This is a genomic window from Bacillus sp. SRL543, assembly GCF_984799205.1.
Map to the genome: position 1 here is coordinate 718,067 of NZ_OZ481794.1, position 24,152 is coordinate 742,218.

A 24,152-nucleotide genomic window follows, 5' to 3' on the forward strand; every position below is an offset into this window, starting at 1 on the left:
GTTTAGCTTAAAAGCCGAAGTGGAACTGTTATATGTAATCAGCAGAAAGAAAGAGGGAGATAGAATGTTAAAAAGAGCGATGGTTGTTTCCGGTCTTGTACTCAGCTTGGCAGCCTGCGGCGGCGGTGACGAAGAAAGCGGCGGCGAAAGCAATGGAGGCGGCGGTGAGGTAGATACTGCAGCAGCAGAGGAAACCTTTCAGCAGAGCTGCGCATCCTGCCATGGCGGTGATCTCAGCGGCGGAGCGGGACCTGCCCTGCAGAATGTCGGAAGTGATTTAAGTGAAGAAGAAATCCGCAATAAGATTGAAGAAGGCGGCGGCGGGATGCCGGCGAATCTGATTGAAGGCGAGAAGGCTGACAATGTTGCGGCATGGCTTGCAGAGAAAAAATAAAAAAATAAAAAGCTGGCGTCCGACAAGGGAGGCCAGCTTTTTTAGGAGAATTCAGCAAAAATAAAAAAGGCAGGCCATCCAGCCTGCCTTTTTTCTCAGCACTTCAACTTACATGGGGGAAATCGGTTCTAAGTATATCGGTTATATACTGTAGTGCCTTTTGTCCTCCTAGCAAAATCCGTGCCTTTTGCATTGCCAATGTCTAACGGTGAAGTCGCTGTTAACTTTTTCATCGTTTACCAGTCCCTTCTGTTTGTTATTGGCTTTGCATTATACATATACCCGGGTGTACGGTGTTAAAACATTTTCGCAACAGAAAAATATGGAAACTCCCCCGTATTATACGAAGCTATTGATCATGACGAGCATGGTCACAAGCCCAAGAATGAAGGAATAGGTGGAGAATCGTTCATTTCCATCACCGTGGCTTTCAGGAATCAATTCTTTGTAGATGATGAACAGCATCGCTCCGGCTGCAAAGCTCAGGCCATAAGGGACAAGGCCCTCAATATTGCGGGAGAGGAAGTAGCCGATAATGGCTGTCACGATCTCTACCATCCCTGTCAGTGTGGCGACTGCCAGCGCCTTCCATCTGGAAATATTCTGGTTGACAAGAAAGAGCGCGACCAGAAATCCTTCCGGAGCATTCTGCAGGCCGATCGCAAACGCGATCAGCGGACCAAGCTCCCCGCCGTCCGATGCGTAGCTGACCCCGACCGACAATCCTTCAGGCAGATTGTGGAGAGTGATGGCAGCAACGATCAGGACCGCCTTTTGCTCCAGCTTCATATTTAGCCTTGTATGCTCCAAATCAATGTGCGGTGTGTGTTTTTCAAGAAAGTTAAGCACAAAGGTCCCGAGCAGGAGACCGATGGTCAGGACAACCATATTCGAGGATTTAAGCGCCTCCGGAATCAGGCTGAAGGTGGATGCCGCCATCATGATGCCCGCCGTATACGCCAGCAGGACATCCCGCCACTTGTGGGTGACGCTTTTGAAAAAAAGGATCGGGATTGCTCCGGCCCCCGTTGCCATGGCAGAAAGGATGCTGCCGATAATTGCCTCTTGCATGATAAGCCCCCTGATTTGTCAGACTGAAAATATGCAGACGATTAACACAGATAATTTGTGTTAAGTATACAGCCAACTATAGAGCAAATAAAGTATTTTAGTTCAGGCATGCACAAATTTTGCTTTCGGGCAAAAAAAATAACGCCCTCCAAATGTGATAACGGGTTGACTTCAGAAGTGCAAACATTAAAAAACACATAGGAAAACCCACATGAATACACAATATCATTCACAGTGCGTTTTTATTGATATATCAATATATTTGCGAGTTTAAGTCATTCACTTTTTTCCAATTCACATATCAAATCACTGTATGTAATGATTATTGGAGGATGTGCGAAATCTTTGTGATTAGTGAGTGAATTATGTTGCAATCACGAAGGTTATTGGATATTTATGTTAAAGTGATATTAGAAATATATCAACGTTTGTGAAAAGATTTACTTATGCTAACGGGGCAGGTTTATTTAAGAGGGATTTATCTCCCTAAAAACGAAATGACAGACATTTGATTAGGGTGAAGAAAATGAAAAGTATTATAACTAAAATAGATGTGATGAATTTTCTTCTAAAGGCTTGTCCTTCTTATCAGCAACGATGGGACTCATATATTAAGGACTATGAGGACGGAGAAGAACATTTACTTTATATCGACTTGGCTGATTTTGCTTCTCATATAGTCGAACTGTATGCTCAAAACCTATTAGACGAATTTCCTGATGTATTCGGTGCCATTGAAGATCTGCATATAAAAGGGGATTCTTTTGTTAAAGAAGCTGCAACTATTGGTTTATTGGAGGATCTGCAAAACAAGTTATTTTATAAGGGAATTGACCCAGACATCTTTAAAGAATATCTGAGGACTGAATCATTAAAATGGTGGAGAGAACTCAATAAATACTGGGACAACATAGAGGAATAAATAAACTATAGGGTTTGTTGTACTAAAGGGGCAGGTTTGTTGAATAAGAAATCACAAAAATAATGAGCATTTTCCTTTAAAATAAGATTAAATGGAGGGTTATATGCGAAAAATTTATCTAGATAGAACAGCATTCTCTGGAGCCATAGGTGTTAGTTTAGAAGATACTGAGATTATATCAGCAGGAACATCTATTTATTCAATGGGTGTTCATGATAGAAATGAGGAGTATCAAAGATACGCTAACGATTATGCTATTCAATTTATCTTTGACGATGATATTCCGCATTTAGAGCTTTTTACGGTTCCACATGTAGATATTATGGCAAAAGATAGTAAAGGAGGATTTATCGGAACTTTTTATCAGCAGTGGAATTCGGAAAGTGACGCACCAATTTGTTATATCAATAGGGATTTAGAGTGCTTTATAATTTCTGAAAACGTAGAAGATTTTCTGAGTAATATAGGAACATGGCAAGACAACATGAAACCCTATGATAAAATTACCGTTTATCGTTCGAAAGCAGAAGCAGAAACTGAACTAGAATTTCTCGATTTGTCTGATATTCTTCCATTATTATAATTTTTTCTTGGACTAACAGGTGCCTATGTTATAGATCAGCTGCAAAACCAGGCAGCTTTTCTTATATAACAAACGGGGCAGGTTAATTGAAAAGTGATGTTTAACTTTTGTTCATAAAAGGTCCGAATAATGGAACCGGACAGTCATGATAATTAGAAATTTACAAGTAGTACATGTATGGACATGAGGATTGGATTACTATAGCCAGTGAACAGTTTTTTTTATATTGAATGCAGGAATAATACCCTTTGTGATGCTATAATCAATGTGAAGTAGTTCACATAAAGGTGGTTATTTTGTGCTAACGTTCAAATTTAAGACTGCATTATATACTTCTTTAATTTTCATATTTGGATTCTGGGTGTTAGGATTGATTCAGAATCGGGAGAATCTATTTTCCTTTATGATGGTGGTAATTTTTCTATACTGTCTATTTGGAAATGTAATTTATGGAGTTCCTGTTTCACTGCTGTCCGACTATCTAACAAACAGGTTAACTAAGTGGAGGTTTGCCGCAGCGGGAATTTTACATACGTTTTTTGGAGCAGTAACTTATTTAATAATCGATAGCTTTGCTTTTTTTGCTCTATTGGCATCAGTATTTTTCTTTATGGTGGATGAGTGGAGGAAATGGGATCGGCAAATGCCTGGTGGAAAAATAACTGTAATAAATGCCACTGCATTCCTATTGCCTGGTTTGCTGCTGATTGGGCTTATTTGGATGCTGGAGAAAGCCGAAATGGAAGAAAAGACAAATGATCTGTATTTAATACCAAAAGGATATGTTGGAAAAGTAACAATTCTGCATGAGTTTGAGTATGCCCCCGAACCAGTAACAGAAGGGAAGTATGATGTATTCAGCGTAAACAATAAAGGATATGTTGTAACCGCTTTGCCGCAAAGCGAGGGTTTGATTGAGGACTTATACTATTATGTTGATGAAAAGGGAAAACGTGAAGAAATTCCGGAGAGATGCATCGAGCCTGGTGGAATTGGTTCATCAACGGGGGATGGATATGAGTATTCCTATACTCATTTTACTGTAGGATGTACTGAAGATATTAAGCAAGAAGAACTTTACTATTTCAAAGAAGGACCATCTGTTGAAGACATCCTTTATGAAGAAGGCGTTTTTGATATGCAAGAATATAAATTCATACCGGGGTAATAAAGATAATAAGGAGAGCTGGAAGCTCTCCTTATCTATAAGTATAAAATGTACCTGCAGCGACTACCGCAGTTGCTTAAGAGCACAATATTCCTAATGTTAGGGTTGCTTTCGCAACCTTTTAATTTGTGCCGATATCTCAGTTTGTGGAGGGATGTACTAAAGTAAACGCAGCTAATATTTCAGATCAGCTGCCAAACCAGGCAGCTTTTCTTATACCATAAAAGGGACAGGTTAGTGCAATAACAAATTCAAATATAAGGTTAAAAAATTTATCTTCTGGAGGTATAGAATGAAAGCTGTATTTCTAGACCGGGACGGGACTATTGGTGGGAATGGAAACGGTATTCATCCTTTTGAATTTACAATGTATTCTTATACTCCTCAAGCTATAAGAACTCTTAACGAGTTGGGAATTAAGGTTTTCCTTTTTACTAATCAAACTAGAGTCGGAAGAGGATATTTTACTGAAGAAGAATTATTAATTGGATTTCGAAAGATGGAGTATGAATTAAAAGTACACTCTGCCTTTTTAGATGGCGTATTTTATTGTCCACATAAACCGGAGGAAGGTTGTGAATGCCAAAAACCCAAAATCGGTCTTCTTTTAAGAGCAAAAAAGGAACACAAACTAAATCTTGAGGAATGCTATGTTGTTGGAGATAGTGGAAACTCCGATATGCTAGCAGCTCATAGAGCTGGAGCCAAAAAAGTCTTAGTTAAGACAGGTTGGGGAATAGGTTCGCTTACCAAGTATAGGGATAGTTGGATTAATATTGAAGCGGAATACATTGCAGAAAACTTAGTAGACGCGGTCGAATGGATATCAAACGACATAAAGGAGAATTAATTTCTGTGCTAGCAAATAACCTTTTGAACTAAAGGGGCAGGTTAGCTGCAGAGGATACAAATCTATTGGAAAGGATTTTGCGCTATATTTAACGAATAAAAACCATTAGCTACTGTTAGCTTATATGGTGAATTTTTAAATATTGTAAGATAATGATGGACTAAATGTAGGGAGAGAACCAAATGATTTTAGGTAATCCAATAGCAAGAGGAAATACTGCAAAAATTTATCTTTCTGATAACAAAATAGTAAAAGTTTATAACGATTTTTTGCCAGATACGGAATCCATAAATGAAGCAACTAAACAAAAATATGCCTACTCATGTGGACTTCCTGTACCTAAGATTTTAGAGGTTACTAAGATAAACGGAGAACAAGCAATCATAATGGAATATGTTAAGGGAGAAACATTAGGAGATTTAATGTTGAAAGATAAAGAACAAGCGGAATATTATATGAATATCTCTGTCGATATGCAACTTGAAATTCATAGCATTATTCCAGATGCAATCGAACCAATGTATGATAAATTATACCGTCAAATTGAGACTGTGAATAAATTAGATAAAAGACAAAAAACATATTTGTTAAAGAAATTGGAATCATTAACATATGAGAATAGGCTCTGTCATGGTGACTTTCATTTATTTAATTTGATTATGGCAGATAAGCAAGTGGTAGTTATAGATTGGGTTGATTCGAGTGCAGGAGATATTCGTGCTGATATATATCGGACTTATCTTTTATATTCCCAATTTTCGTCTGAATTAGCTGATATGTATTTGCGACTTTATTGTGAAAAGAGTGGACTTTTAAGGTCTGAAGTTTTTCAATGGGCTCCTCTCATTGCTGGAGCAAGACTATCTGAAAGTGTCTCATCGGAGAATTCAGAACGACTTATGGAGATTATAAGTCACTACTTCCCATTATAGTATGACAACACTATATGCGTAATTTCACTTAAACTAACGGGTGCAATAACCGAATAAAAACTATTAACTTAGTATATTTTCAGGTTTTCAGGTGAACACTAGATGTAAAAGTACCAGGGAGTTGTTCATGATGCTTGTTTCTGAAGCCTGGAAATTATATAAAGCAGATAAACAAATTCAAGGATATTCCTCACAGACATTAAAGGTGTATAATGTACAGCTGCTCTTGTTGATTAAATACTTTGGGGACATCCAAATCACTGATATTACGACAGAATCTGTAAAACTTTATCTTGGAGAAGCTGCAGCTGAGTTAAAGGCATCTAGTCTCTGTCATAGAATTCGTTTTATTAAATCTTTGTTCAAATGGGCCCAGGAAGAGAATTATGTCCCGGTTAATCCTGTATCAAACATAAAAGAACCGAAGCCAGAAAGCAGGATTCCTAAGTTTTTAACCGAGGAAGAAATCGAATTACTTCGTGAAGCCTGTGGTTCCACTTTTGAAAAAGCCCTATTTGAATTTATGTATTCAACCGGGTGCAGGATCGGAGAGGTTGTAGGCTTGGAAAAGCACGCAATCAACTTTGCAGAACAGTCGGTTATCGTATTTGGGAAAGGGAAAAAAGAAAGGGAAGTGTACTTTAATACTCGATGCAGTATTTGGTTAAAAAGATATATGGAAGAAAGAACGGATGATCAACAAGCCCTGTTTGTTACAACCCGGGCACCACATCGAATGAGCATTGCACAGATGAGATATGTCATTAAACAGATCTCCAAAAGAGCAGGGATCAATAAGTGTATTCATCCACATCAGCTAAGACATAGTTACGCAACGACTCTTATTAATAATGGAGCACCTTTAGAGGTAATACAGAATTTAATGGGACACGAAAAAAGCGAAACAACCAGAGTATACGCTTATTTAAGCGGACATTTAAGACGCGAGTTATACAAGAAATTCTTTTGAGGCTGCAGATGCAGCCTTTTTTATTTGCATACGGGGGAGTAAAAGTGGAGTTTGGGTTTTTATGGTAATATGGTTATATAGGGAGGTCTGTAAATGAAGTTAATTTTTCAAGCACTCATTGGTTCGATTGTCATTCATGTTATTTATATAGTTGGTATGATGTTAGTTGGATATCTAAAAACAAAAAACTATAAACCTAATATGGCGAGTTCCTGGGACAAAGCTGAAACGCTACAAAGTGAAGTGGTTTTCGGCAAAGTAAGTTCACCGTTTCTTTATTTCATTTTATTTTTAGGAATAACAGTGATTTGCGGAGTCGTTATTTCTTTATATAAGTTATTTACCTAACTAACGGGGTATTAACTTGAAATTTTTCGCAGGAGAACATTTCCACTATAGAGAAAGGAGATTGTGAAAGGTAAAATGAAAAAAACTATAGTTTCTATAATAGTCGTGATAATTGGAGCTCTAGGATTTGCAACTTTTAAGGTAGCACAAGAAGGATTTAATATTAGAGTGGAAAATGAAACGAATAAAGAAGTATCAGGCTTATACCTAACCTATGACAATATAGAATCGGATATTAAAATACCATCCATCGCATCAGGTGAAAAATATACACTTAATGTTAATCCAAACGAGAATTCCAATCATGATTTTAGTGAAGCAGCATTAAAACTAGAATACAAGGATAACAAAGGGAATTCACATACAGAGTATATAATTGGATATTTTGAAAAAGGTTATTCAGGGCAGGCAGTCATAAATATAGAATCTATGGATGAAAGTGGAAAGCTCGAAGTGGGAATTAAAGACAATACATCTTTGTATTAAGAAGATGTATTTCTTTATTTAGCTAATGAATACTTATGTTCCATACCGCTGCACAACTAGGCAGCTTATTCTTATGCCATAAAAGGGGCAGGATTATTTAATAAATTCATTCTTCATTTCTGAAATGTCCTCATTGGGCTTTTCCAGTAATGCTTCGTCAAGATATGTTTTAAAACATATAAGTTAGAATCATTGAAACTATAGCGGTTTTTATTCGTAAGTCTTAAGAAGAATGAAAGAAAGGGGTATGTGGATGGTTTTAATGCTTCTTATGGTTGCAGGGTTACCAGCTATTTTATTTACTTTCGTCCTAATTCTCTTTTATAAAGCGTTTGTTAAGAAGAAAACTTTAACTCCTTTTTACACTCCACTTGATGAAATTACTGGACAATCTCAAGTTGAATTTCACGAAGAACAAAGAATTGTTGTAGTAGATGAAGATCAAGGAGACGATAAGAATAAGAATAAAATGAAAACAAATTCCTAAAATGAACAAAATTTAAACTAAACAAAATATATATTTCCTCAAACTGTTTTAGTTACTCTTCAACAAACAAGTGCTTATATTCCAGAGCAGCAGCCGATTCAGGCGGCTTTTCTTATATAACAAAAGGGGCAGGTTTATGGAAGAAGGATTTAACTCTTTAATCTCGAAATTCTAATAAGAAATCTTATATTAAGGAGCTATTTCAATGGGTTACATTATGGATTTAAGGAAGATTGTCGGCACCCGCCCTCTTATCATGGCAGGAGCGAGTGTTATTATTTTGGACCAGAACAATAAGCTGTTATTGCAATTAAGAAAAGATAATAACTGTTGGGGCTTGACTGGAGGATCCCTGGAACCAGGAGAGTCGTTAGAAGAAGCAGCAAAGAGGGAAATGTACGAAGAAACAGGGTTGGTAGCGAAAAATTTAAAATTGTTTAATGTTTTTTCAGGAGAAGAATTTTATTACAAATTACCACACGGTGATGAGGTATACAATGTGACCGCCACCTATATTTGCAATGATTTTGATGGAGAACTGAGGATTGATAATGAAGAAGTGGTGAATTTAGGATTCTTTGATGTTGATCAAATCCCTTCGAATATTAGCCCTCCTGACCGGCCAGTGATAAGGGAATTTATTAATGCCTTATTGTTGAAGTAACGGGGGTTTATGTAATAAGATAGCTGCCAAGTTGGGCGGCTGTTCTTATTCTATAAAAGGGGCAGGTTAGCGAAAGAATAAATTGAGTAAATAGTAGTATTAAAAGAAGGGGAATTTCGTTATCTTGAATCATTATAGTTAAGTAAAGATTGATGTAATAGGGAGCTGGAAGATGAAAAATAAGAAAAGGAATAAAGGCGGCTTTTTTAAAGATACCCTAATTGAACTAATTGGTGAAGTCGTTTGGAACTTCTTAATGTTTATACCGAAATTAATAATTCGCTTAATAAGTAACATTTGGTGAAGCAGTTTTTAGTCAATCTGGGCTATAAGGCTTACTTCTTCAATTTTGTAAATTCTGGTGCGTAAATCTGTATATTGGTCATGAAGAATTATGCCGTATTCTTTAGAGCCTTTCTTGTAGAAACGGGGCAGAATACTTCTATAAAGAAACGATTCTTTCTGGTAAATATATGGTAACCTAGCATTAAGTAATATTAATTGGTTAAGGAGGGGAACCAAGAATGAAAGTTATAGAATGGTTTGGTTTCATCATTTGTTTAGGTTCTATGACTGCTAACGGTATACTTCGACATAACGGCATGGCCGATACGTTTTGGGGGAATTTAACCTCTATCTTAATATTTACTGGTGCAATTGTTACTATCATTGCTTTCCTTTTTAGAAAACTAAAAACAAAAAATGATAATAGTATGTAAAGTGTCTGTTTCACTACCATGTTAGTTTTATTTCAGTTGCCATAACCAGGCAGCTTTTCTGGGCAGGTTAGTTGAACAAGCATCTAACTTAAAGTTATTTGAAACGTATGCAGCATTAGGTAAAAATACATAGATAAACATGATTTAGACGGGGGAGTAGAAGTGGATTTAATATTTGGAATAGCTATTGTATTAATTGTTTTTTTCTCTTCAAGCACAATTGAAAAAAGGTTAAAATCTATTGAAGAACAAAACAATCGAGTAATAGAAATACTGCAAGAAATAAGAGATAAAAACTAAATTGAAATTTCACACTAACGGCATATATGTTCCAGAAAAGCTGCCGAATTAGCAGATGTTCTTATATTACAAAAGGGGCAGGTTTGTTTAAAAGGAGTCTATTTTTAATCACTCTCACCTATATAAAGGGATATCTATATTATGATTAGAATAAATAACTGTATGGAGAGAGAGGTGAATTATGAAAAAAAGAGTTAATTTTATATCCGAGGTCTTAGCGGTGTGTTTTTTTACTCTAATGGTTGTAATAGACTTCTTCCCCGATATAGGAATAAATATATCTATTGGAACAATAGGGATTATTACTTTTATTGTAATAGTCGTTATTACTCGTCAAAAAGGAGAACCAGTGTTTAAATCAAGCAAAAAAGAATTTCTTTTCACTGTTCTTTCAGGGATATACTTATTTTCATTACTAATAGTTTTAAATTTACTTGGTGGTGTTTCTCAGGTTGGTATTGAGTTGACTGATCCAATACTGTGGGGGTTATATTTGTTAGGTGTTATTGGCACCTATATTAAATATAAGAAGGAAACAAGACAAACAAATAACGATGGAAGGGAAACATTCAGTAATTGAGTGTTTGTTGAACTAAAAGATGCTTATGTTCCAAATCAGCTGCCAAATCAGGCAGCTTTTCTAATATAACAAACGGGGCAGGTTAGTTAAATACAAAAATAGATAATATCAGACTAAAGTTGTAAGGAAAATCAACTTTGGACTGAATACAATTTTTTGTTTGTTAGGTAATATTGGCTTATATCAGAAATAAGCGCAGAAATAATAAAAATAATTTAAATTATCTCAAACTATAAATGGCGTAATCAAATGATTCTACACAGAGGTAATATAAAAGTGGGGTTAATTATATGATAAAAGGATTATACGAAGCACATTTACCTGTTAGTAATTTACAAAAATCAATTGAGTTTTATCAAAAATTGGGTCTGAGATTATATAAACGATATGATAAAGCGGCCTTTTTCTGGATTGAAGAAGAAAAAAGTTGGATTGGCTTATGGGAAGGTTCAGAATCTGAAATTCCTTATCACGTATCATTAAAACATATAGCATTTTATGTTGATTTGGAAGATATAAAGAAAGCTAAGACTTGGTTAAAGGAACGTGGAATTGAGGTTAGATCAGAATATGGCAAGGAACCAAGGGAACCAATTGTTGTTCCTAACCAAGCGCACGCAATGATTTATTTTGATGACCCGGATGGTAATAGTTTAGAGTTCATAACAAGATTACCAAAAGAACTAGAGCAAAAAGATAAAATATATTTAAGTGAGTGGGAAAATCTCTACTCGTAATTTGCTAATTAGCATGTTGCCTTGATTAAAAGGATTAACCACCTTTTATGATGGATTCCTATAAAACAAACGGGGCAGGTTAGTTTAAGAAGGAATATTTTTTCATTATGGGACATCTCTTAATGAGGGGCAGGTTGCTTAATCTTTCGTTTACCCTTAATAAAGGAAACAGTTGGCCCAAGGTTGGTATTAGCGGATAAGTTTTATTGCGGTGGGAAATCTAATAAAAAATTATAGGAGTGACCATCGTGAAGAAAATGATCGTTCTCTTTACAATTTTATTTATTTTTACAAGTGAGGACTTTGTTAATGCTAAACCTCCCGAGCCAAAAGTAATTAAACCTTATGCAGAAGATTGGTATGTCACTCCAGAAGACATTATTAAAGATATTATCTTTCCATCTATTGATAATAAAGTGATGCTTGAGTATTCAGGTAATGAAGATGCTATCTTTGGGTGGCAGTTCCAAAGAATTGTTGGTATTATTTATAACAATAATCATTCTTATGATATTTCCATAAGTATTCAAGTTCCAGAAGGAAGTAATGCACTCGGCAACTATTCTCATGATCAGGTTAAAGTTAGGGTATCTCCGTCTTGTGATAGTCCTAAAATTGGTTGTAGTCATGGTTTCAAAGTAGAAGTGTTAGAGTACAAGCATTTGTCAGGTTAGATTTAAATTTAGCTGCCAGTCCAGGCAGCTTTTCTTATATCATAAAAGGGGCAGGTTTGTTGAATAGGAATTATGCGAAAGGGAGTTAAAACGAGAACTATACAAACAAAATGCTGCAGATGCAGCATTTTTATTTTGAGAAGAACTCCAAGAACTATATGGGTTTTTATGGTAATATAGTTTACGGGTAGTTATTATCATCCAATTATTTGCTTTGCACAAGCCTTAATAATAACGTTTTTACTATTTAATACAAATTTGTAGTGTGTTAACCAGCAATAGTTGATTTCAAAGTGTTTAATAAGGAGAAAAACGATGCTAAAAGATATTCAGTTAAAAAATATTAATAAGGGATTTCAAGGTGTTCCAGTTCTTAATAATATCAACCTGCTGTTTAATGAGGGAGACTTTATCTCTGTTGTAGGACCTTCAGGATCAGGGAAGTCTACTTTACTGAGTATATTAGGGACATTAGATAAACCAACAAATGGAGCCATCCTTTTTAAGGAAGAAGATATTACTAGTTTAAACTCAAAAAGGTTATCAGAATTTCGCTCGGAACATGTAGGTTTTGTTTTTCAACAGTATAATCTTCTACCTACTCTTAATTCCTTGGAAAACGTTTTATTACCGACTATTCCGAAAAAGAATAAAATTGATAAGATAGAAAAAGCTAAAATGCTACTAACTGATATGGGTCTGGAAAACAAGTTAAGTTCCTTTCCCTCTCAGTTGTCAGGTGGACAACAGCAGAGGGTAGCAATCGCAAGAGCATTAATAAACGAACCAGATTGGATTTTGGCTGATGAGCCTACCGGTAATCTTGATTCAAAAACAAGTTTAGATATGTTTCAGTTACTAAAAAAGCTAAACAAAGAAAAGAAGTGTGGAGTTATTTTTGTTACTCATGATATAAACCTGGCAAACATGTCAAATAGAACTATTGAGTTACAAGATGGAGTAGTGATTACAGATAAGAAGAGGATACCCTTATGATTTCTATAATCCTAAGAAATTGGTTTAGACATAGAGAAAGATTAATCCTTTTGATTGTTGGAATTTTGGTAATAAGCATAGGTTTAAGTACGTTAGTAAGCTTAACTGAAACGAATAAGGGAACTGTGAAAAATACTATCGAACAAAATTGGAAGACTTCTTATCATATGGTTGTACTCCCCCAAGGAAATGGTTCCTCAGCTGAAGATAAAGGATTGTTAGAGCCAAATTTTATGAGCGGGGTTACAGGTGGAATTAGTCTTGAACAATATCAGCAAATTAAAGATGTGGAAGATATAGAGGTAGCAGCTCCCATTGCAATCCTTGGAGATTTGCCCTTAAGTGTTCAAATGGGGAGCTTTACTCCTCCTGAAAATGATAATGGAATTTATAAACTAGAATACATAGAGACTGTTGATAACGGCTACCATACACGTATCCAAGCGCTCCATACAAAGTATTTAGTAGCCGGCTCTTGGCATCCGGGCATTAGTACAAAGGAAAATCCTTCAGAAACTTTTGGAGCTCTCCCTTGGCAATCTTATGCTGGAAACCATGTTATAACAAGCAGAAACTTATTAGTTGGAATAGACCCGCAGCAAGAAGCTAAATTGGTAGGGCTTGATAAGGCGTCCACCCAATATTTTAGCGAGAATGACAAACCCTTCATAATTGATAAAAATGCAAATCAAATACAAATCCCCCTTCTTTTAAGTTCTCAACCTTTCTCGGAAACAAAGTATAAATATCAATTGGAGAAACTAGAACTGGATTTTCCAAAGGAACAGTCCCAAATAAATGAGTTAATGAAAAGTATCCGAGATAAAGGCGGAGTGAACTATTTAAAGAGTTTGGAATCAAAAAAGATTACAAGTAATACTTATTCTTCACAAGAAGCATATAAAGCCATTTACAATGGATTACTAGGTCAAAAGGAAAACGATTCAAGTGGAAAGTATTTAAATACAACAACCGTGTTAGGGGAAAAAATTGGGCCATTGGTTTATAAAAACATTCAAAGTCCATTTCCTGAACGTTGGGAGTCTGCCTATTCGTTAGAAACTCAAGATACGGTATTACCTTGGGCTCAAGATCGAACCTACGCCTTCCGAGAAGTTGAGAAAATAAAGGATCTAAATGACTATATACGCTTAAATTTAAGTATTGTGGGGGCATACCACCCAGAAGAGTTGAATGTTGCAAAGGATCCATTGACTGAACTTCCCTTAGATACCTATCGCCCTGCTTCAGCTAAGTTGGTATTGGACGAAGATGGAAAACCGATCAATCCTCCTGTGGATCTTACAGCAACCAACAATCCAGTTGATTTTCTTTTACAACCCCCCACTGTACTTACAACCATTGAAGCTGCAAGTGAAATCTCAGCTTTACAAGGTAAAGAACCTATTTCTGCAATACGAATTAAAGTAAAGGGTGCAGACAAATTGGAGAGCACCTCTCATGAAAAGCTAGAAGATATTGCTTCTTTAATAACTAAAAAAACAGGATTAAAAGTAAAGATTACTTTGGGGTCCTCACCGCAATCAGTATTATCTTTTATTCCAGAAAATAACAGTGTTCCAGCTTTAGGCTGGATTGAACAACCGTGGATAAATTTGGGGGCTGCGTTTACAATTTTAAAAGAGACAAAGCTTGGCTATTCAAGCATTATTTTAACAGTCTTGCTGGTTGCAATAGTCTATGTCATTATGACACGATTAATTGCATTTTTAACTAACCGAAAACAATATGCTTTGTTACTGGCTCTTGGATGGAGCACTTCTCAATTAAAAAAAATATTAATACTAGAATCCTTTCTGTTGGGGAGTATAGCCTTTATTACAATTTGTATCTCTCAATTTGTTTTACATCTTGTTTTAAAGACCGAATTCTCATTAATTCTCTCCTTGTTAACCGGATTTGCTGGTCTTTTAATCTACTTTTTGGGTAGTCTTTGGCCAGCAAAATTAGTTGGAAATATAGAACCGTATGAAGCATTAAAAACGGGTGAAATCACCCTGACTATGAAACGGTTATTTTATTCCAACACAATCTTTGGTATTGCACTCCAATATTTATTCGGGAAGACCTGGAGAACAATTGTCTCTATCATTGCATTAGCCATACCTGTAACTCTTCTTGTTAATTTCATTGTTATTACATACAAACTAGAAGGGGTTATGTATACATCTTACCTAGGCGAGTATGTTGCGTTGGAAATAAGTACTTTTCATTACGTAGCATCCATTATTGCTATTGTCATGGCTATTCTGATAATAGCAGAAATAATGTGGCAGAATGTTACTGAGAGGAAGCCGGAAATCTCACTGTTAAAAGCCGTTGGATGGGATAACAGTATGGTTCGTAAACTTGTAATTTATGAAGGGGTATTTATCGGAGTATTTTCAGGTATTTTAAGTCTCGGTTTATCCCTAGTTTTGATATGGTTAACATATAGCGAAATTAGCGTAGATAGTTACTTAGTCTATTTAATTCTGCCTATCATTTTGCCAGTAGTTTCGGGTGTCATTGGTTCTTTAATACCTGCAGAAATGGCTGCAAGAATAGCTCCCATGGTAGGAATAAAAAAATAGTGGGCTTATTTCTGTTAATTAATAATCAGTTACTCAATTTCATTGACTTGACTACAGGGATCTAATCAAAATGGTCACAAAGATAAGGATTTATCAAGGGGGAGATCTAATTATGCGTACCATGCTTATGGGCATTTCAATTATACTTTTTGCAATAGCGTTTATGCTATCATCGAGCGGTTCTGCAGTACAGTTTGGTTTCTATATTTCAGCTGTGGGTTTGTTAGTTTCTATTTTGGGTTGGAAGTACGGTAAATAAAGTTGAATTATACAAAATATTAAGTAGTAAGGGTGAAAGTAGAAAGGAATTTCTAAGAAAGACCTTATGAAGAGGAACCAATAATGGATGAGAATGAGCGGTAGGTTAGTCTAATAAGGTATTAGAAATAAATATGGTAATTTCTTTGAGGCAAGGTAAATAATGTATGCGGCGAGACTTATTGTTTTTAGCTAAAAAGTGGTTGAAGTCTAAGCACAGCTGCCAAACCGCCACCCCTTATGGGCAGCATTCCTTTAATAAGAAACGTAGTTTGTGATTAAATGTACTTAAACTAACGGGTGCTTTAGTGTAACAAGTTATTACAAAAAAGGCTTAGAGTTGAAAATACTCTAAGCCTTTTTGACTGCAAATATACTGTGATTTGTTTGTTGAATTTGTGTGATTTGCTGTGTGATTTGTCTGCTATTTAACATTTTGTACCTCACCAGAAAACCCGTTACAAATGTGAAGGCGCGTCATTTTGCAGCTCTCAGCCCCGCCTGTCAATGACCGCCAAGACCTCATCAATGCCGGCATGTTTTTCCGGCGAAGGATCAATATGCTTCCACAGCAACTCACCCTGTGATGAATATAGCCATGTACCGCCCTGAATATAAACATCCTGCGTCTTCATCGATTTCATCACAAATTGCTTCTGTTTTTCTTCATCCGGGATAAAGCCTTTCACCTGGCCGGTCACAAATCCAAACCCGGCCTTAGCAAGGAGCTTCCACTTCGGCATCGTCTCGTGGCCCATCCCTCTATAAGCTGCCCTCGACGGGTCTCCGTAGATCGGAAAAGGAAACGGCCCGAAATGCTCCAGGAACTGTTCAATGAACGCCCCTTTGGAAGGCGCAACGATTTTCACGTGAAACTTTCTATCTTCAATTTCTGCTATGCGCTCACGCAACTGCGAGAGATATTCCCTGCAGACCGGTCAGCCAAGGTGGCGGACAAAAACGAGCATCGTATCCTGCCCGCTGATTGCCTCACCCAAGGTAACCGTATCCTGCGAACCGGGGATCTCCAATTGGTAATCCATACCCATCCCTCTTTCAGAACAAATTTTTTAAGAATTAGCTCTATCATAACGGAAGAGGGGGAAATGGGCAAAAAAGAGGGCTCGGGTGTGCTGCGCATAAAAGCGCGGCAGGTAAGGAACTCTTGTAGTCTGCGTATCTGCCGGACTCGAAAGATTAACATAAAAAAGCGCCCGATTCTTGTACAGAATCAAGGCGCATTATTTTCTTAGTCATCACTGGCAAGAATGCCGAAGATCCTAAGAATATTGATAAACAGGTTGATAAAATCAAGATACAGATTCAGCGCCATGAGCGGCACTTCTTCCGCACTCACTCCGTACTGCTTCATCCTGTTGAAGTCAAACAGGACATAGCCGCTGAAGACTAGCACGCCGATAAAGGAAAAAGCGAGCAGTGCTGTGGAGCTTAACGGCCAGATCATATGGAAAATGGAGATGCAGATCAGAGCCAGCAGGGCAGCCATCAGCATCCCGCCGAGAAATGAGAGGTCACGCTTGGTTGTGGTTGCATAAAAAGCAAGTCCGCCAAATACAACAGCTGTCGTTCCGACGGCCATCAGGACGGTATTAGCACCTGCTGTCGCAATATAATGCGCAATGATCGGATACGTTGTAATACCGGAAATAAAGGTGAAGCTGTAAAGAAAAGTGTAGGAAATCGCTTTTTTCCTTCTTAAAAAGAACGCTCCGATCAGCATGGCCAGCTCAAGGATGACGAGCGGCAGGAACAGCGCCGGAGGGATATAGACGCCAGCCATCGTCCCGAGAAAGGCAAATGCCAGTGACAGGGCAAAGGCTCTTAAAACAGATGGAAGATAGCCGGTGCTGGCAGTTTGTGCATACATATGTTTCACCTCATTAAAATTGAATACCTTTTATACGCGGTAAAATGGATTAGGTTTCAATTCATTTTTTCTTCTTTTAAAAGATCGCGGATTTCTTTCAGCAGTTCTTCCTTCGCATCGATCTTAGGTGATTCCTCGACTTGTTTTTCTTGTTCTTGCTTGCTCTTCAGGCGGGTGATGAAGCGGACGAAGAGGAAGATGGAAAAAGCGATGATCACAAAATCAATGATAGATTGGATGAAAGCACCGTATTTAATGGTAGCGTCCTCGATTTTTACAGAACGCTCAGAAAAATCGACTCCGCCAGTCAGCAGGCCGAGAAATGGCATCACAATATCATTGACGAGCGAGGTGACGATTTTTCCAAAAGCTCCGCCGATGATGACCCCGACTGCCAGATCGACCACATTGCCTTTGATGGCAAATTTCTTGAATTCCTTCAGCATATAGGTCATTCCTTTCTTTCTTTGATCAAGTTGTATAACGATAAAGGTATTATACTTTTAAAACGTCCGATTGTTAAGGAGAGAGAAGCTTATATGTATGGTATTGACAGAACCGGGCTTTTTCACTATAGTTACAGAGGACAAAAAAATATACGACATTCCTGCATCATGCAGGAGAGGTTCATAGCAGTAAACCCTCTATAAAAAACTATGGCTTTGATGAAACTAATCAACCATATCCCCGAGGATATGGTTTTAATTTTTTTCAGGCTGATTTTTTATATCCGGGGAGCCTCTCTTGTATGTGCAGTACCATATAAGGAGGCTTTTTTCTATGTCTGGAAGAAAAGATGAAGAATTGAAAGATGTTACTTTGCTTGGCAATCAGGGGACACAGTATTTGTTTGAATACTCGCCTTCCATCCTGGAGGCTTTTGATAATAAGCACCCGAACCGCGATTATTTTGTTAAATTCAACTGCCCGGAGTTCACAAGCTTGTGCCCGAAAACGGGGCAGCCGGATTTTGCGACGATTTATATCAGCTATATCCCTGATCAGAGAATGGTAGAGAGCAAGTCACTGAAGCTGTATTTGTTCAGCTTCCGCAATCATGGCGATTTCCATGAAGACTGCATGAATATCATCATGAATGATCTGATTGAACTGATGGATCCCCGCTATATCGAGGTGTGGGGCAAATTCACTCCGCGCGGCGGCATCTCCATCGATCCTTACACGAATTACGGAAAACCCGGTACAAAATATGAAAAGATGGCGGAATACAGGATGATGAACCATGATCTGTATCCTGAAACCATCGACAACCGCTAAAAGGAGACAGACATTTTGCTATTATATTTGAATGCCGCATTTGCCGGCCTGCTTATATTATCCAATATTCTTGCCGTCAAGCTGTTCAGCCTGGGATCCTGGGCTGTTTTGCCGGCGGCAGTGATTGTGTATGTGTTTACGTATCCAATCACCGATATCATCGGTGAGGTTTATGGAAAAGAAGCGGCACGGAAGACCGTGCTCGCCGGGTTTGTAACCCAGCTTCTGTCAGCCGTATTCATTTTTGCGGCAATCAATCTGCCTTCTGCCCCATTCTTCGGGGCGCAGGCTGAATTCGAGACGATCTTAAGCGGCAGCTTTCGCATCACCATTGCGAGCCTCATCTCATATTTGGTCAGCCAAAACCTTGATGTGTACGTCTTCCATAAACTGAAGGAAAAGCATGGCAGTAAGAAATTGTGGATCCGCAATAATCTGTCCACAGTTTCAAGCCAGCTGATCGATACATCTGTTTTCATTCTGATCGCCTTTTACGGCACAATGCCTGCAGGAGCTCTGCTGGCGATGATTGGAACTCAATATGTCTTTAAGTTCCTTGTTGCTCTGATCGACACACCGCTGGTTTACCTGCTGGTCAGCATGGCCAGGAAAGAAAAAAGGCAGCCTGCCGAGCTGGCAGGCTGACAGCAGAATCTGCGTCATGAAAACAGCCTCTTTCCGGGGGCTGTTTTTTAATGGTTCCAACTGGTAGTGCCAGGTAACATAAAAGGACAATCATAGCCGAGGTGTCCATGGACGGTGCCTGGCACCGTGAAAAGACAAATGCGGCCGAAGTGTCCACGGGCGGTGCCTGGTACCGTGAAAAGACAAATGTGGCAAAAGTGTCCACGGAGGGTACCAGGCACCGTAAAAAGACAAATGTGGTCAAGTGTCCATAGAGGGTACCTGGTACTGTAAAAAGACAAATGTGGCCAAAGTGTCCACGGACGGTACCTGGCACCGCGAAAAGACAAAAAGGGCAAAAGTGTCCACCGCGGTGCCTGGCACCGAAACCAAGTTTTTGTTTCTGATTTGGTGTTTTTCGTTTACAATCAAGTTGGAAATAATTCTTAATTTTAAGGTGAAGGATAATGGAAAGAGGGGGGAAAGGACTTGGATAATAAAGCCGGGGGGAAGGATCCCCGTTTTAAGGTGGCGAAGAGGGAAGCCTGGATCGGTATCGGTCTTGTCCTTTTTAATTTTGTATGGTGGTTTGGCTTTGCATATGGCATGGGGTCAGGGCCTGTTGAAGAATATACATATATCATGGGGCTGCCTGCCTGGTTTTTCTATAGCTGTGTGGCAGGATTTGCCGTTGTATTTGTCCTTGTTTGGGCAGCCGTGAAGTTTCTGTTTAAAGAGGTTCCTTTCGATGAGGGAGAAGAAGGGGGGAAGGCGGAATGAATATAAGTGTCATTATCCCGCTTCTTGTGTTCCTGATCGGCATTTTTCTGGTAGGCTTTTGGGCGAGCAGGCATGTCAGGACAAGCCATTCTTTTCTGCAGGAATATTTCCTCGGCGGAAGGGAGCTGGGCGGATTCATCCTGGCAATGACGATGATCGCCACTTACGGCAGCGCCAGCAGCTTCATCGGCGGACCCGGGGTCGCCTACACCCAGGGGCTCGGCTGGGTGCTGCTTGCAATGTCACAGCTTGTGACAGGCTATTTTGTGCTGATGGTGCTCGGGAAGAAATTTGCGATTGTCGCCAGGCAGTATAATGCAGTCACACTGATCGACTTTTTGAAAGAACGGTATCAAAGCAAATGGGTGGTGCTGCTGTCAGCGATCAGCATCATCATTTTCCTGTTCGCTTCCATGGCTGCCCAGTGGGTCGGCGGCGCCCGCCTGATCGAGTCACTGACAGGCCTTTCTTATGGGACTGCCCTGTTCATTTTTGCTGCATCGGTTCTTGTTTATGTTATCATCGGCGGCTTCAGGGCCGTGGCTGTGACAGATGCGGTCCAGGGTGTCATCATGTTTGTTGGGACCTTGATCCTTCTTATTGCCGTCATTATTGCCGGCGGCGGGATTGGAAATATCATCACAGACCTAAGGACGGAAAATCCGGGGCTAGTTTCTCCGTATGGATTTGATGGCGGACTGTCACCGCTCTATGTTTCTTCCTTCTGGATTCTTGTAGGCGTCGGAGTGGTCGGACTGCCGCAGGTGACTGTCCGGGCGATGAGCTACAAAAACTCCCGGGCCATGCACAGGGCGATCATCATCGGCACCTTTGTGGTCGGCTTCATCATGCTTGGCATGCATCTGATCGGCGTGTTCGCGCGTCCGATCCTGCCTGGTATTGAGGTAGGGGACAAGGTAATGCCGCTCATCGCGATGGAGGTCCTGCCTCCGTGGCTGGCAGGGGTGGTGTTGGCCGCCCCGATGGCAGCAATCATGTCGACTGTCGATTCCCTGCTCCTCCTCGTCAGCTCGGCTGTCGTGAAGGATGTGTATCTGAATTATATCAAGCCTGATGCAAGTGAAGGGACGGTTAAGAAGCTGAGCCTCGGCGTTACAACGGTCCTCGGGATCCTGGTCTGCCTGATGGCGCTCAGTCCGCCGGATCTGATCATCTGGCTCAATCTGTTCTCTTTTGGAGGGCTTGAGGCCGCCTTCATTTGGCCGGTCGTTCTCGGCCTGTACTGGAGCAGGGGAAATAAGCATGGAGCCATTGCCTCCATGCTTACCGGGGTAGTCTCGTATATCCTTTTTTATACGTACTATCCGAACGCCTTTGGCATGAACACACTCATCCTGCCGATCATCCTGTCTTTTGCCGCCTACATGCTCATCAGCATGCTGACGGCCGGGACAGCACAGAAAGATATCGGGCAGACAGCCTGAAAAAAGACGGGACAGCTTTAATAGCCAGTCCCGTCTTTTTATGTATATGCTAATATTTTATTTTAAAAGAAGAAGACAGTCCGCCCTGTCCATCCAGTTCATCCACTTGCATATGATCGATCGTCGAAAAAGGGTTCCCTCTTTTCAAATCCCTCATAAAAGAATCCATCTGCTTTTTGTCTCCCATTGCCCGGATTTCCACAGAACCGTCATCCAGGTTGCGCACCCAGCCATTGATGCCGTATTGAACAGCTTTTCTCTGTGCAAAAAAGCGGAACCCCACTCCCTGCACCTTTCCGGAAACTATTATGTTCAAATGGATCATCATCTTCTCCTCCGGCACCATAATTACCTACATCGTCCCATAAAAGGCAGGCTAATGCAATATTCAAGAGGACGGAAAAAATAAAGGACGACCCCCATAAAATTTTCTGGCATAACGAATGATATAGATAGTCTTTAAAAAAGAAGGCTTTTTTCGTAAAGATTGCTGCTTTTAAATATAACAATCATTAATTTACATTTTATGGAATTGCAGACCTGATATGAGTGGCCAGCAAGCCTTAAAATAAGCGGAGAATTTCCGGTTAGGCTGCTGAATATGGCATGGATGGGTGTTTATAAGCGGAGAATTTCCGGTTGTGCGGAGCGAAGTGGCCCATTTTCCTGTTTTTTGAGTCGATAGCCGGAATTTCTCCGTCTATATGAGCTATTTTTTGAGTTTTTTCGAAGATAGGTGAAATTTCTCCGCTTATTTTTCAACCTGTCAATGGGTCCGGAAAGGTCAGCTCTTTTATGGCTGGGCAGGGAAGACACCGCATCCTGAAAGCGTATTTTATCACGTCTTACAAGGATGGCAACATAGCAGCGATCTATGGGAAAAGACCCAAAAGAAAAATGATGGAAATACCTGCCTGTAAAAGAAGGGGTTAAAAAAGTTTCCGCTTTTATGTTACAATTAGATTACAAACTGTTTAAAAAGCAGTTAAAACAGATTTGTAGAATATAAATGGCTATTGTTAAACATTTAGAAATGTGACCGGCCATGACAGGGATAAAGCGTCAGCCGGCATAATAATCTACTTAAATGAGTGGGAGATAAAATGAATAAACTTATATATGCAATGCTTATGCTGCTGTCCATGGTAACCGCGGCATGCAGCAATCAGATCCACACATCACTGGCAGAAGAAATTTCAAATAAAACCGAGAAGCAGGAAGACGATTCTGCTGTCCTGACGATCCAGACAGAAGGCAAGGATAAAAAGGATACTTCATGGCTCAGGGAAAAATCCCTTTACCGCATGGAAGCGGCCGATGAAGGCCTGGCTTATGAAATCTATATTTATGCGGAAAATGAAACAACCGTCAAGCTTGAACAAGCAGGTGTTTTAGGAGATAAGCAGGATACGGTGCATGAAGGGAATTATTCAGTCTATATGGCCAAAAAAGGGGCGAAATCTGCCTTTAAGCAGGATATACTTTCATCCCTGCCGCTTGTTTTCAATGAAGAGGTGAAAGGGGCGTATCCGCTTAAGCTTGGTGATAAGACCCTGCTCACAATCGTCCAGCCCGAGGGGGACAGCCGGTTCTCGGCAGAGCTGTACAGCATCCAGGATGGAGAGCTGAAAAACGTCCAGTCCAGTGAGGAAATTCACTCCATACTCGGACCGGAAATCAAAGCAATCAAACAGGAATACATCCAGACAGTCCAGTCCATTGATGACAACGAGGGATGGGTTTTTTCAACATGGGCATTTGACAAGCAAAAGCTTGAGATCAATCAGGTCAGCGAGACGGTCTACAATGATTCTGCAATGAAAGACGGCATGGGCGAAGGGGAGAAATGGTTTAAAATCTGGAGCGCAGCCGAAGAGAACTATCATCCTTTCTACAACATCCAGCTTGAAAAGGGCATTGTTGATAAAGCCTCCCAAGGCATACTGACGGGTAGCCAATATCCGATCGGCACGAATATCAATGATGTTAAAAAGGCAAGCCCTCCTTCTATAGAAGCAGGGAAAAAAGGCAAATATGCGTATCTGAAATATCCGGAAGTGACGTATTTTTATGATGAAGCCACACAGGAAGTGGCAGTCGTATCAATTCCGGGAATCCGTCTTCAGTCCACTATTTCAGATATCAAGAAAATGTTCGGCGACCCTTTCAGGGAGAGCAGGAGAGGAACAGAAGTGCTGGCGATCTATGCTGCCGGAAAATACAATATTGATGTGTATGCAGACCAGTCAGGAAAAATAAAGTCTGTTCAGCTGAGGAAGTTTTAAGAGAATGGAGCACCCCGGGGCACCCGGGAACATGATTTGCCGGGACGGAGCACTGGAGGGACCTGGCAGATCAACGAACGGTAAAAGCTGCAACTTCGTTAACAGCAAAAAAGCTGCGG

Annotated in this window: 28 protein-coding genes; 23 read left to right on the forward strand and 5 right to left on the reverse strand. The window is 39.5% G+C overall.

All coding sequences use genetic code 11. The features are described 5' to 3' along the window. The first annotated feature begins 64 nt into the window (after window positions 1-64). Window positions 65-394 (forward strand): cytochrome c551, encoded by a 330-nt coding sequence (gene cccB, locus AC4E8B_RS03830; protein WP_490217135.1) that lies wholly within the window; start codon window positions 65-67, stop codon window positions 392-394. Between the two features lie 339 nt (window positions 395-733). Here cccB and AC4E8B_RS03835 read toward each other — a convergent pair whose 3' ends face one another. Continuing rightward, entirely contained in the window at window positions 734-1,465 is a 732-nt protein-coding gene (locus tag AC4E8B_RS03835; RefSeq protein WP_490217136.1) for a ZIP family metal transporter, read from the reverse strand. A gap of 526 nt (window positions 1,466-1,991) precedes the next feature. Between AC4E8B_RS03835 and AC4E8B_RS03840 the strand changes: the two genes are divergently transcribed. The 17 genes from AC4E8B_RS03840 (at window position 1,992) to AC4E8B_RS03920 (ending at window position 15,475) form a co-directional block, all read left to right on the forward strand. After that, on the forward strand, window positions 1,992-2,387 hold the full coding sequence (locus tag AC4E8B_RS03840) for a DUF7674 family protein (RefSeq protein ID WP_490217137.1): 396 nt from the start codon (window positions 1,992-1,994) through the stop codon (window positions 2,385-2,387). Between the two features lie 103 nt (window positions 2,388-2,490). After that, window positions 2,491-2,970, forward strand: a complete 480-nt coding sequence (locus AC4E8B_RS03845; RefSeq protein WP_490217138.1) for a hypothetical protein — start codon at window positions 2,491-2,493, stop codon at window positions 2,968-2,970. Between the two features lie 298 nt (window positions 2,971-3,268). After that, window positions 3,269-4,138, forward strand: a complete 870-nt coding sequence (locus AC4E8B_RS03850) for a DUF6843 domain-containing protein (RefSeq protein WP_490217139.1) — start codon at window positions 3,269-3,271, stop codon at window positions 4,136-4,138. A 292-nt stretch (window positions 4,139-4,430) separates the two neighbouring features. Continuing rightward, a complete protein-coding gene (locus AC4E8B_RS03855) occupies window positions 4,431-4,988 on the forward strand; it encodes a D-glycero-alpha-D-manno-heptose-1,7-bisphosphate 7-phosphatase (RefSeq protein WP_490217140.1) in 558 nt (185 codons plus the stop codon). A 182-nt stretch (window positions 4,989-5,170) separates the two neighbouring features. Further along, entirely contained in the window at window positions 5,171-5,920 is a 750-nt protein-coding gene (locus tag AC4E8B_RS03860; RefSeq protein ID WP_490217141.1) for a phosphotransferase family protein, read from the forward strand. Window positions 5,921-6,050: 130 nt separating this feature from the next. Next, window positions 6,051-6,890, forward strand: a complete 840-nt coding sequence (locus AC4E8B_RS03865) for a tyrosine-type recombinase/integrase (protein ID WP_490219486.1) — start codon at window positions 6,051-6,053, stop codon at window positions 6,888-6,890. A 93-nt stretch (window positions 6,891-6,983) separates the two neighbouring features. Next, window positions 6,984-7,238: a hypothetical protein gene (locus AC4E8B_RS03870; RefSeq protein ID WP_490217142.1), complete on the forward strand. Its 255-nt coding sequence runs from the start codon at window positions 6,984-6,986 to the stop codon at window positions 7,236-7,238. Window positions 7,239-7,301: 63 nt separating this feature from the next. Then, the gene (locus AC4E8B_RS03875) at window positions 7,302-7,724 is read left to right on the forward strand and encodes a hypothetical protein (protein WP_490217143.1); all 423 of its coding nucleotides are present in this window, start codon (window positions 7,302-7,304) and stop codon (window positions 7,722-7,724) included. Between the two features lie 253 nt (window positions 7,725-7,977). Further along, complete coding sequence (locus tag AC4E8B_RS03880; RefSeq protein WP_490217145.1) at window positions 7,978-8,211, forward strand: DUF3951 domain-containing protein; 234 nt, start codon at window positions 7,978-7,980, stop codon at window positions 8,209-8,211. Window positions 8,212-8,416: 205 nt separating this feature from the next. Continuing rightward, a complete protein-coding gene (locus AC4E8B_RS03885; RefSeq protein WP_490217146.1) occupies window positions 8,417-8,875 on the forward strand; it encodes an NUDIX hydrolase in 459 nt (152 codons plus the stop codon). A gap of 524 nt (window positions 8,876-9,399) precedes the next feature. Then, window positions 9,400-9,594: a hypothetical protein gene (locus tag AC4E8B_RS03890; RefSeq protein WP_490217147.1), complete on the forward strand. Its 195-nt coding sequence runs from the start codon at window positions 9,400-9,402 to the stop codon at window positions 9,592-9,594. A 162-nt stretch (window positions 9,595-9,756) separates the two neighbouring features. Next, a complete protein-coding gene (locus AC4E8B_RS03895) occupies window positions 9,757-9,894 on the forward strand; it encodes a hypothetical protein (protein ID WP_490217148.1) in 138 nt (45 codons plus the stop codon). 181 nt (window positions 9,895-10,075) lie between these two features. After that, window positions 10,076-10,474, forward strand: a complete 399-nt coding sequence (locus AC4E8B_RS03900; protein ID WP_490217149.1) for a hypothetical protein — start codon at window positions 10,076-10,078, stop codon at window positions 10,472-10,474. A 290-nt stretch (window positions 10,475-10,764) separates the two neighbouring features. Next, window positions 10,765-11,211: a VOC family protein gene (locus AC4E8B_RS03905; RefSeq protein ID WP_490217150.1), complete on the forward strand. Its 447-nt coding sequence runs from the start codon at window positions 10,765-10,767 to the stop codon at window positions 11,209-11,211. Between the two features lie 257 nt (window positions 11,212-11,468). Further along, the gene (locus tag AC4E8B_RS03910) at window positions 11,469-11,885 is read left to right on the forward strand and encodes a hypothetical protein (RefSeq protein ID WP_490219488.1); all 417 of its coding nucleotides are present in this window, start codon (window positions 11,469-11,471) and stop codon (window positions 11,883-11,885) included. A gap of 315 nt (window positions 11,886-12,200) precedes the next feature. Further along, window positions 12,201-12,881: an ABC transporter ATP-binding protein gene (locus AC4E8B_RS03915; RefSeq protein WP_490217151.1), complete on the forward strand. Its 681-nt coding sequence runs from the start codon at window positions 12,201-12,203 to the stop codon at window positions 12,879-12,881. Next, a complete protein-coding gene (locus AC4E8B_RS03920; RefSeq protein ID WP_490217152.1) occupies window positions 12,878-15,475 on the forward strand; it encodes an ABC transporter permease in 2,598 nt (865 codons plus the stop codon). The genes AC4E8B_RS03915 and AC4E8B_RS03920 overlap by 4 nt, the downstream gene beginning before the upstream one ends. A gap of 749 nt (window positions 15,476-16,224) precedes the next feature. Here the strand turns inward: AC4E8B_RS03920 and AC4E8B_RS03925 are convergent. The 3 genes from AC4E8B_RS03925 to mscL form a co-directional block, all read right to left on the reverse strand. Continuing rightward, window positions 16,225-16,644 carry an AhpC/TSA family protein gene (locus AC4E8B_RS03925; protein WP_490217154.1) on the reverse strand — a complete coding sequence of 140 codons (420 nt, stop codon included), beginning with the start codon at window positions 16,642-16,644 and terminating at the stop codon, window positions 16,225-16,227. Between the two features lie 338 nt (window positions 16,645-16,982). Next, window positions 16,983-17,621 carry a Bax inhibitor-1/YccA family protein gene (locus AC4E8B_RS03930; RefSeq protein WP_490217155.1) on the reverse strand — a complete coding sequence of 213 codons (639 nt, stop codon included), beginning with the start codon at window positions 17,619-17,621 and terminating at the stop codon, window positions 16,983-16,985. Window positions 17,622-17,677: 56 nt separating this feature from the next. Beyond that, window positions 17,678-18,067 (reverse strand): large conductance mechanosensitive channel protein MscL, encoded by a 390-nt coding sequence (gene mscL, locus AC4E8B_RS03935; RefSeq protein WP_490217156.1) that lies wholly within the window; start codon window positions 18,065-18,067, stop codon window positions 17,678-17,680. Window positions 18,068-18,401: 334 nt separating this feature from the next. On the opposite strand from mscL, the gene queF reads away from it, so the two are divergent. From queF to panF, 4 genes are all read left to right on the forward strand, one after another. Further along, window positions 18,402-18,899, forward strand: coding sequence for a preQ(1) synthase (gene queF / locus AC4E8B_RS03940; protein WP_009792185.1), 498 nt, complete (start codon window positions 18,402-18,404; stop codon window positions 18,897-18,899). Window positions 18,900-18,914: 15 nt separating this feature from the next. After that, complete coding sequence (locus AC4E8B_RS03945; protein ID WP_490217157.1) at window positions 18,915-19,544, forward strand: queuosine precursor transporter; 630 nt, start codon at window positions 18,915-18,917, stop codon at window positions 19,542-19,544. Between the two features lie 468 nt (window positions 19,545-20,012). Beyond that, window positions 20,013-20,303 carry a YhdT family protein gene (locus AC4E8B_RS03950; protein ID WP_490217158.1) on the forward strand — a complete coding sequence of 97 codons (291 nt, stop codon included), beginning with the start codon at window positions 20,013-20,015 and terminating at the stop codon, window positions 20,301-20,303. Next, window positions 20,300-21,748, forward strand: coding sequence for a sodium/pantothenate symporter (gene panF, locus AC4E8B_RS03955; RefSeq protein ID WP_490217159.1), 1,449 nt, complete (start codon window positions 20,300-20,302; stop codon window positions 21,746-21,748). The genes AC4E8B_RS03950 and panF overlap by 4 nt, the downstream gene beginning before the upstream one ends. Before the next feature lie 49 nt (window positions 21,749-21,797). Here the strand turns inward: panF and AC4E8B_RS03960 are convergent, their stop codons facing one another. Beyond that, window positions 21,798-22,076 carry an acylphosphatase gene (locus tag AC4E8B_RS03960; protein WP_490217160.1) on the reverse strand — a complete coding sequence of 93 codons (279 nt, stop codon included), beginning with the start codon at window positions 22,074-22,076 and terminating at the stop codon, window positions 21,798-21,800. Between the two features lie 775 nt (window positions 22,077-22,851). Between AC4E8B_RS03960 and AC4E8B_RS03965 the strand changes: the two genes are divergently transcribed. After that, window positions 22,852-24,033 (forward strand): DUF4309 domain-containing protein, encoded by a 1,182-nt coding sequence (locus AC4E8B_RS03965; protein WP_490217161.1) that lies wholly within the window; start codon window positions 22,852-22,854, stop codon window positions 24,031-24,033. Window positions 24,034-24,152 lie beyond the last annotated feature (119 nt).

What these genes read in the sequence shown, in the direction of transcription:
- mscL (WP_490217156.1), bottom strand. Translation starts at nt 18,067, where the DNA reads ATGCTGAAGGAATTCAAGAAATTTGCCATCAAAGGCAATGTGGTCGAT.
- AC4E8B_RS03930 (WP_490217155.1), bottom strand. Translation starts at nt 17,621, where the DNA reads ATGTATGCACAAACTGCCAGCACCGGCTATCTTCCATCTGTTTTAAGA.
- AC4E8B_RS03855 (WP_490217140.1), top strand. Translation starts at nt 4,431, where the DNA reads ATGAAAGCTGTATTTCTAGACCGGGACGGGACTATTGGTGGGAATGGA.
- AC4E8B_RS03885 (WP_490217146.1), top strand. Translation starts at nt 8,417, where the DNA reads ATGGGTTACATTATGGATTTAAGGAAGATTGTCGGCACCCGCCCTCTT.
- queF (WP_009792185.1), top strand. Translation starts at nt 18,402, where the DNA reads ATGTCTGGAAGAAAAGATGAAGAATTGAAAGATGTTACTTTGCTTGGC.
- AC4E8B_RS03960 (WP_490217160.1), bottom strand. Translation starts at nt 22,076, where the DNA reads ATGATGATCCATTTGAACATAATAGTTTCCGGAAAGGTGCAGGGAGTG.
- panF (WP_490217159.1), top strand. Translation starts at nt 20,300, where the DNA reads ATGAATATAAGTGTCATTATCCCGCTTCTTGTGTTCCTGATCGGCATT.
- AC4E8B_RS03845 (WP_490217138.1), top strand. Translation starts at nt 2,491, where the DNA reads ATGCGAAAAATTTATCTAGATAGAACAGCATTCTCTGGAGCCATAGGT.
- AC4E8B_RS03840 (WP_490217137.1), top strand. Translation starts at nt 1,992, where the DNA reads ATGAAAAGTATTATAACTAAAATAGATGTGATGAATTTTCTTCTAAAG.
- AC4E8B_RS03870 (WP_490217142.1), top strand. Translation starts at nt 6,984, where the DNA reads ATGAAGTTAATTTTTCAAGCACTCATTGGTTCGATTGTCATTCATGTT.
- AC4E8B_RS03965 (WP_490217161.1), top strand. Translation starts at nt 22,852, where the DNA reads ATGAATAAACTTATATATGCAATGCTTATGCTGCTGTCCATGGTAACC.
- AC4E8B_RS03880 (WP_490217145.1), top strand. Translation starts at nt 7,978, where the DNA reads ATGGTTTTAATGCTTCTTATGGTTGCAGGGTTACCAGCTATTTTATTT.
- AC4E8B_RS03915 (WP_490217151.1), top strand. Translation starts at nt 12,201, where the DNA reads ATGCTAAAAGATATTCAGTTAAAAAATATTAATAAGGGATTTCAAGGT.
- AC4E8B_RS03900 (WP_490217149.1), top strand. Translation starts at nt 10,076, where the DNA reads ATGAAAAAAAGAGTTAATTTTATATCCGAGGTCTTAGCGGTGTGTTTT.
- AC4E8B_RS03905 (WP_490217150.1), top strand. Translation starts at nt 10,765, where the DNA reads ATGATAAAAGGATTATACGAAGCACATTTACCTGTTAGTAATTTACAA.
- AC4E8B_RS03920 (WP_490217152.1), top strand. Translation starts at nt 12,878, where the DNA reads ATGATTTCTATAATCCTAAGAAATTGGTTTAGACATAGAGAAAGATTA.
- AC4E8B_RS03890 (WP_490217147.1), top strand. Translation starts at nt 9,400, where the DNA reads ATGAAAGTTATAGAATGGTTTGGTTTCATCATTTGTTTAGGTTCTATG.
- AC4E8B_RS03865 (WP_490219486.1), top strand. Translation starts at nt 6,051, where the DNA reads ATGCTTGTTTCTGAAGCCTGGAAATTATATAAAGCAGATAAACAAATT.
- cccB (WP_490217135.1), top strand. Translation starts at nt 65, where the DNA reads ATGTTAAAAAGAGCGATGGTTGTTTCCGGTCTTGTACTCAGCTTGGCA.
- AC4E8B_RS03910 (WP_490219488.1), top strand. Translation starts at nt 11,469, where the DNA reads ATGATCGTTCTCTTTACAATTTTATTTATTTTTACAAGTGAGGACTTT.
- AC4E8B_RS03860 (WP_490217141.1), top strand. Translation starts at nt 5,171, where the DNA reads ATGATTTTAGGTAATCCAATAGCAAGAGGAAATACTGCAAAAATTTAT.
- AC4E8B_RS03835 (WP_490217136.1), bottom strand. Translation starts at nt 1,465, where the DNA reads ATGCAAGAGGCAATTATCGGCAGCATCCTTTCTGCCATGGCAACGGGG.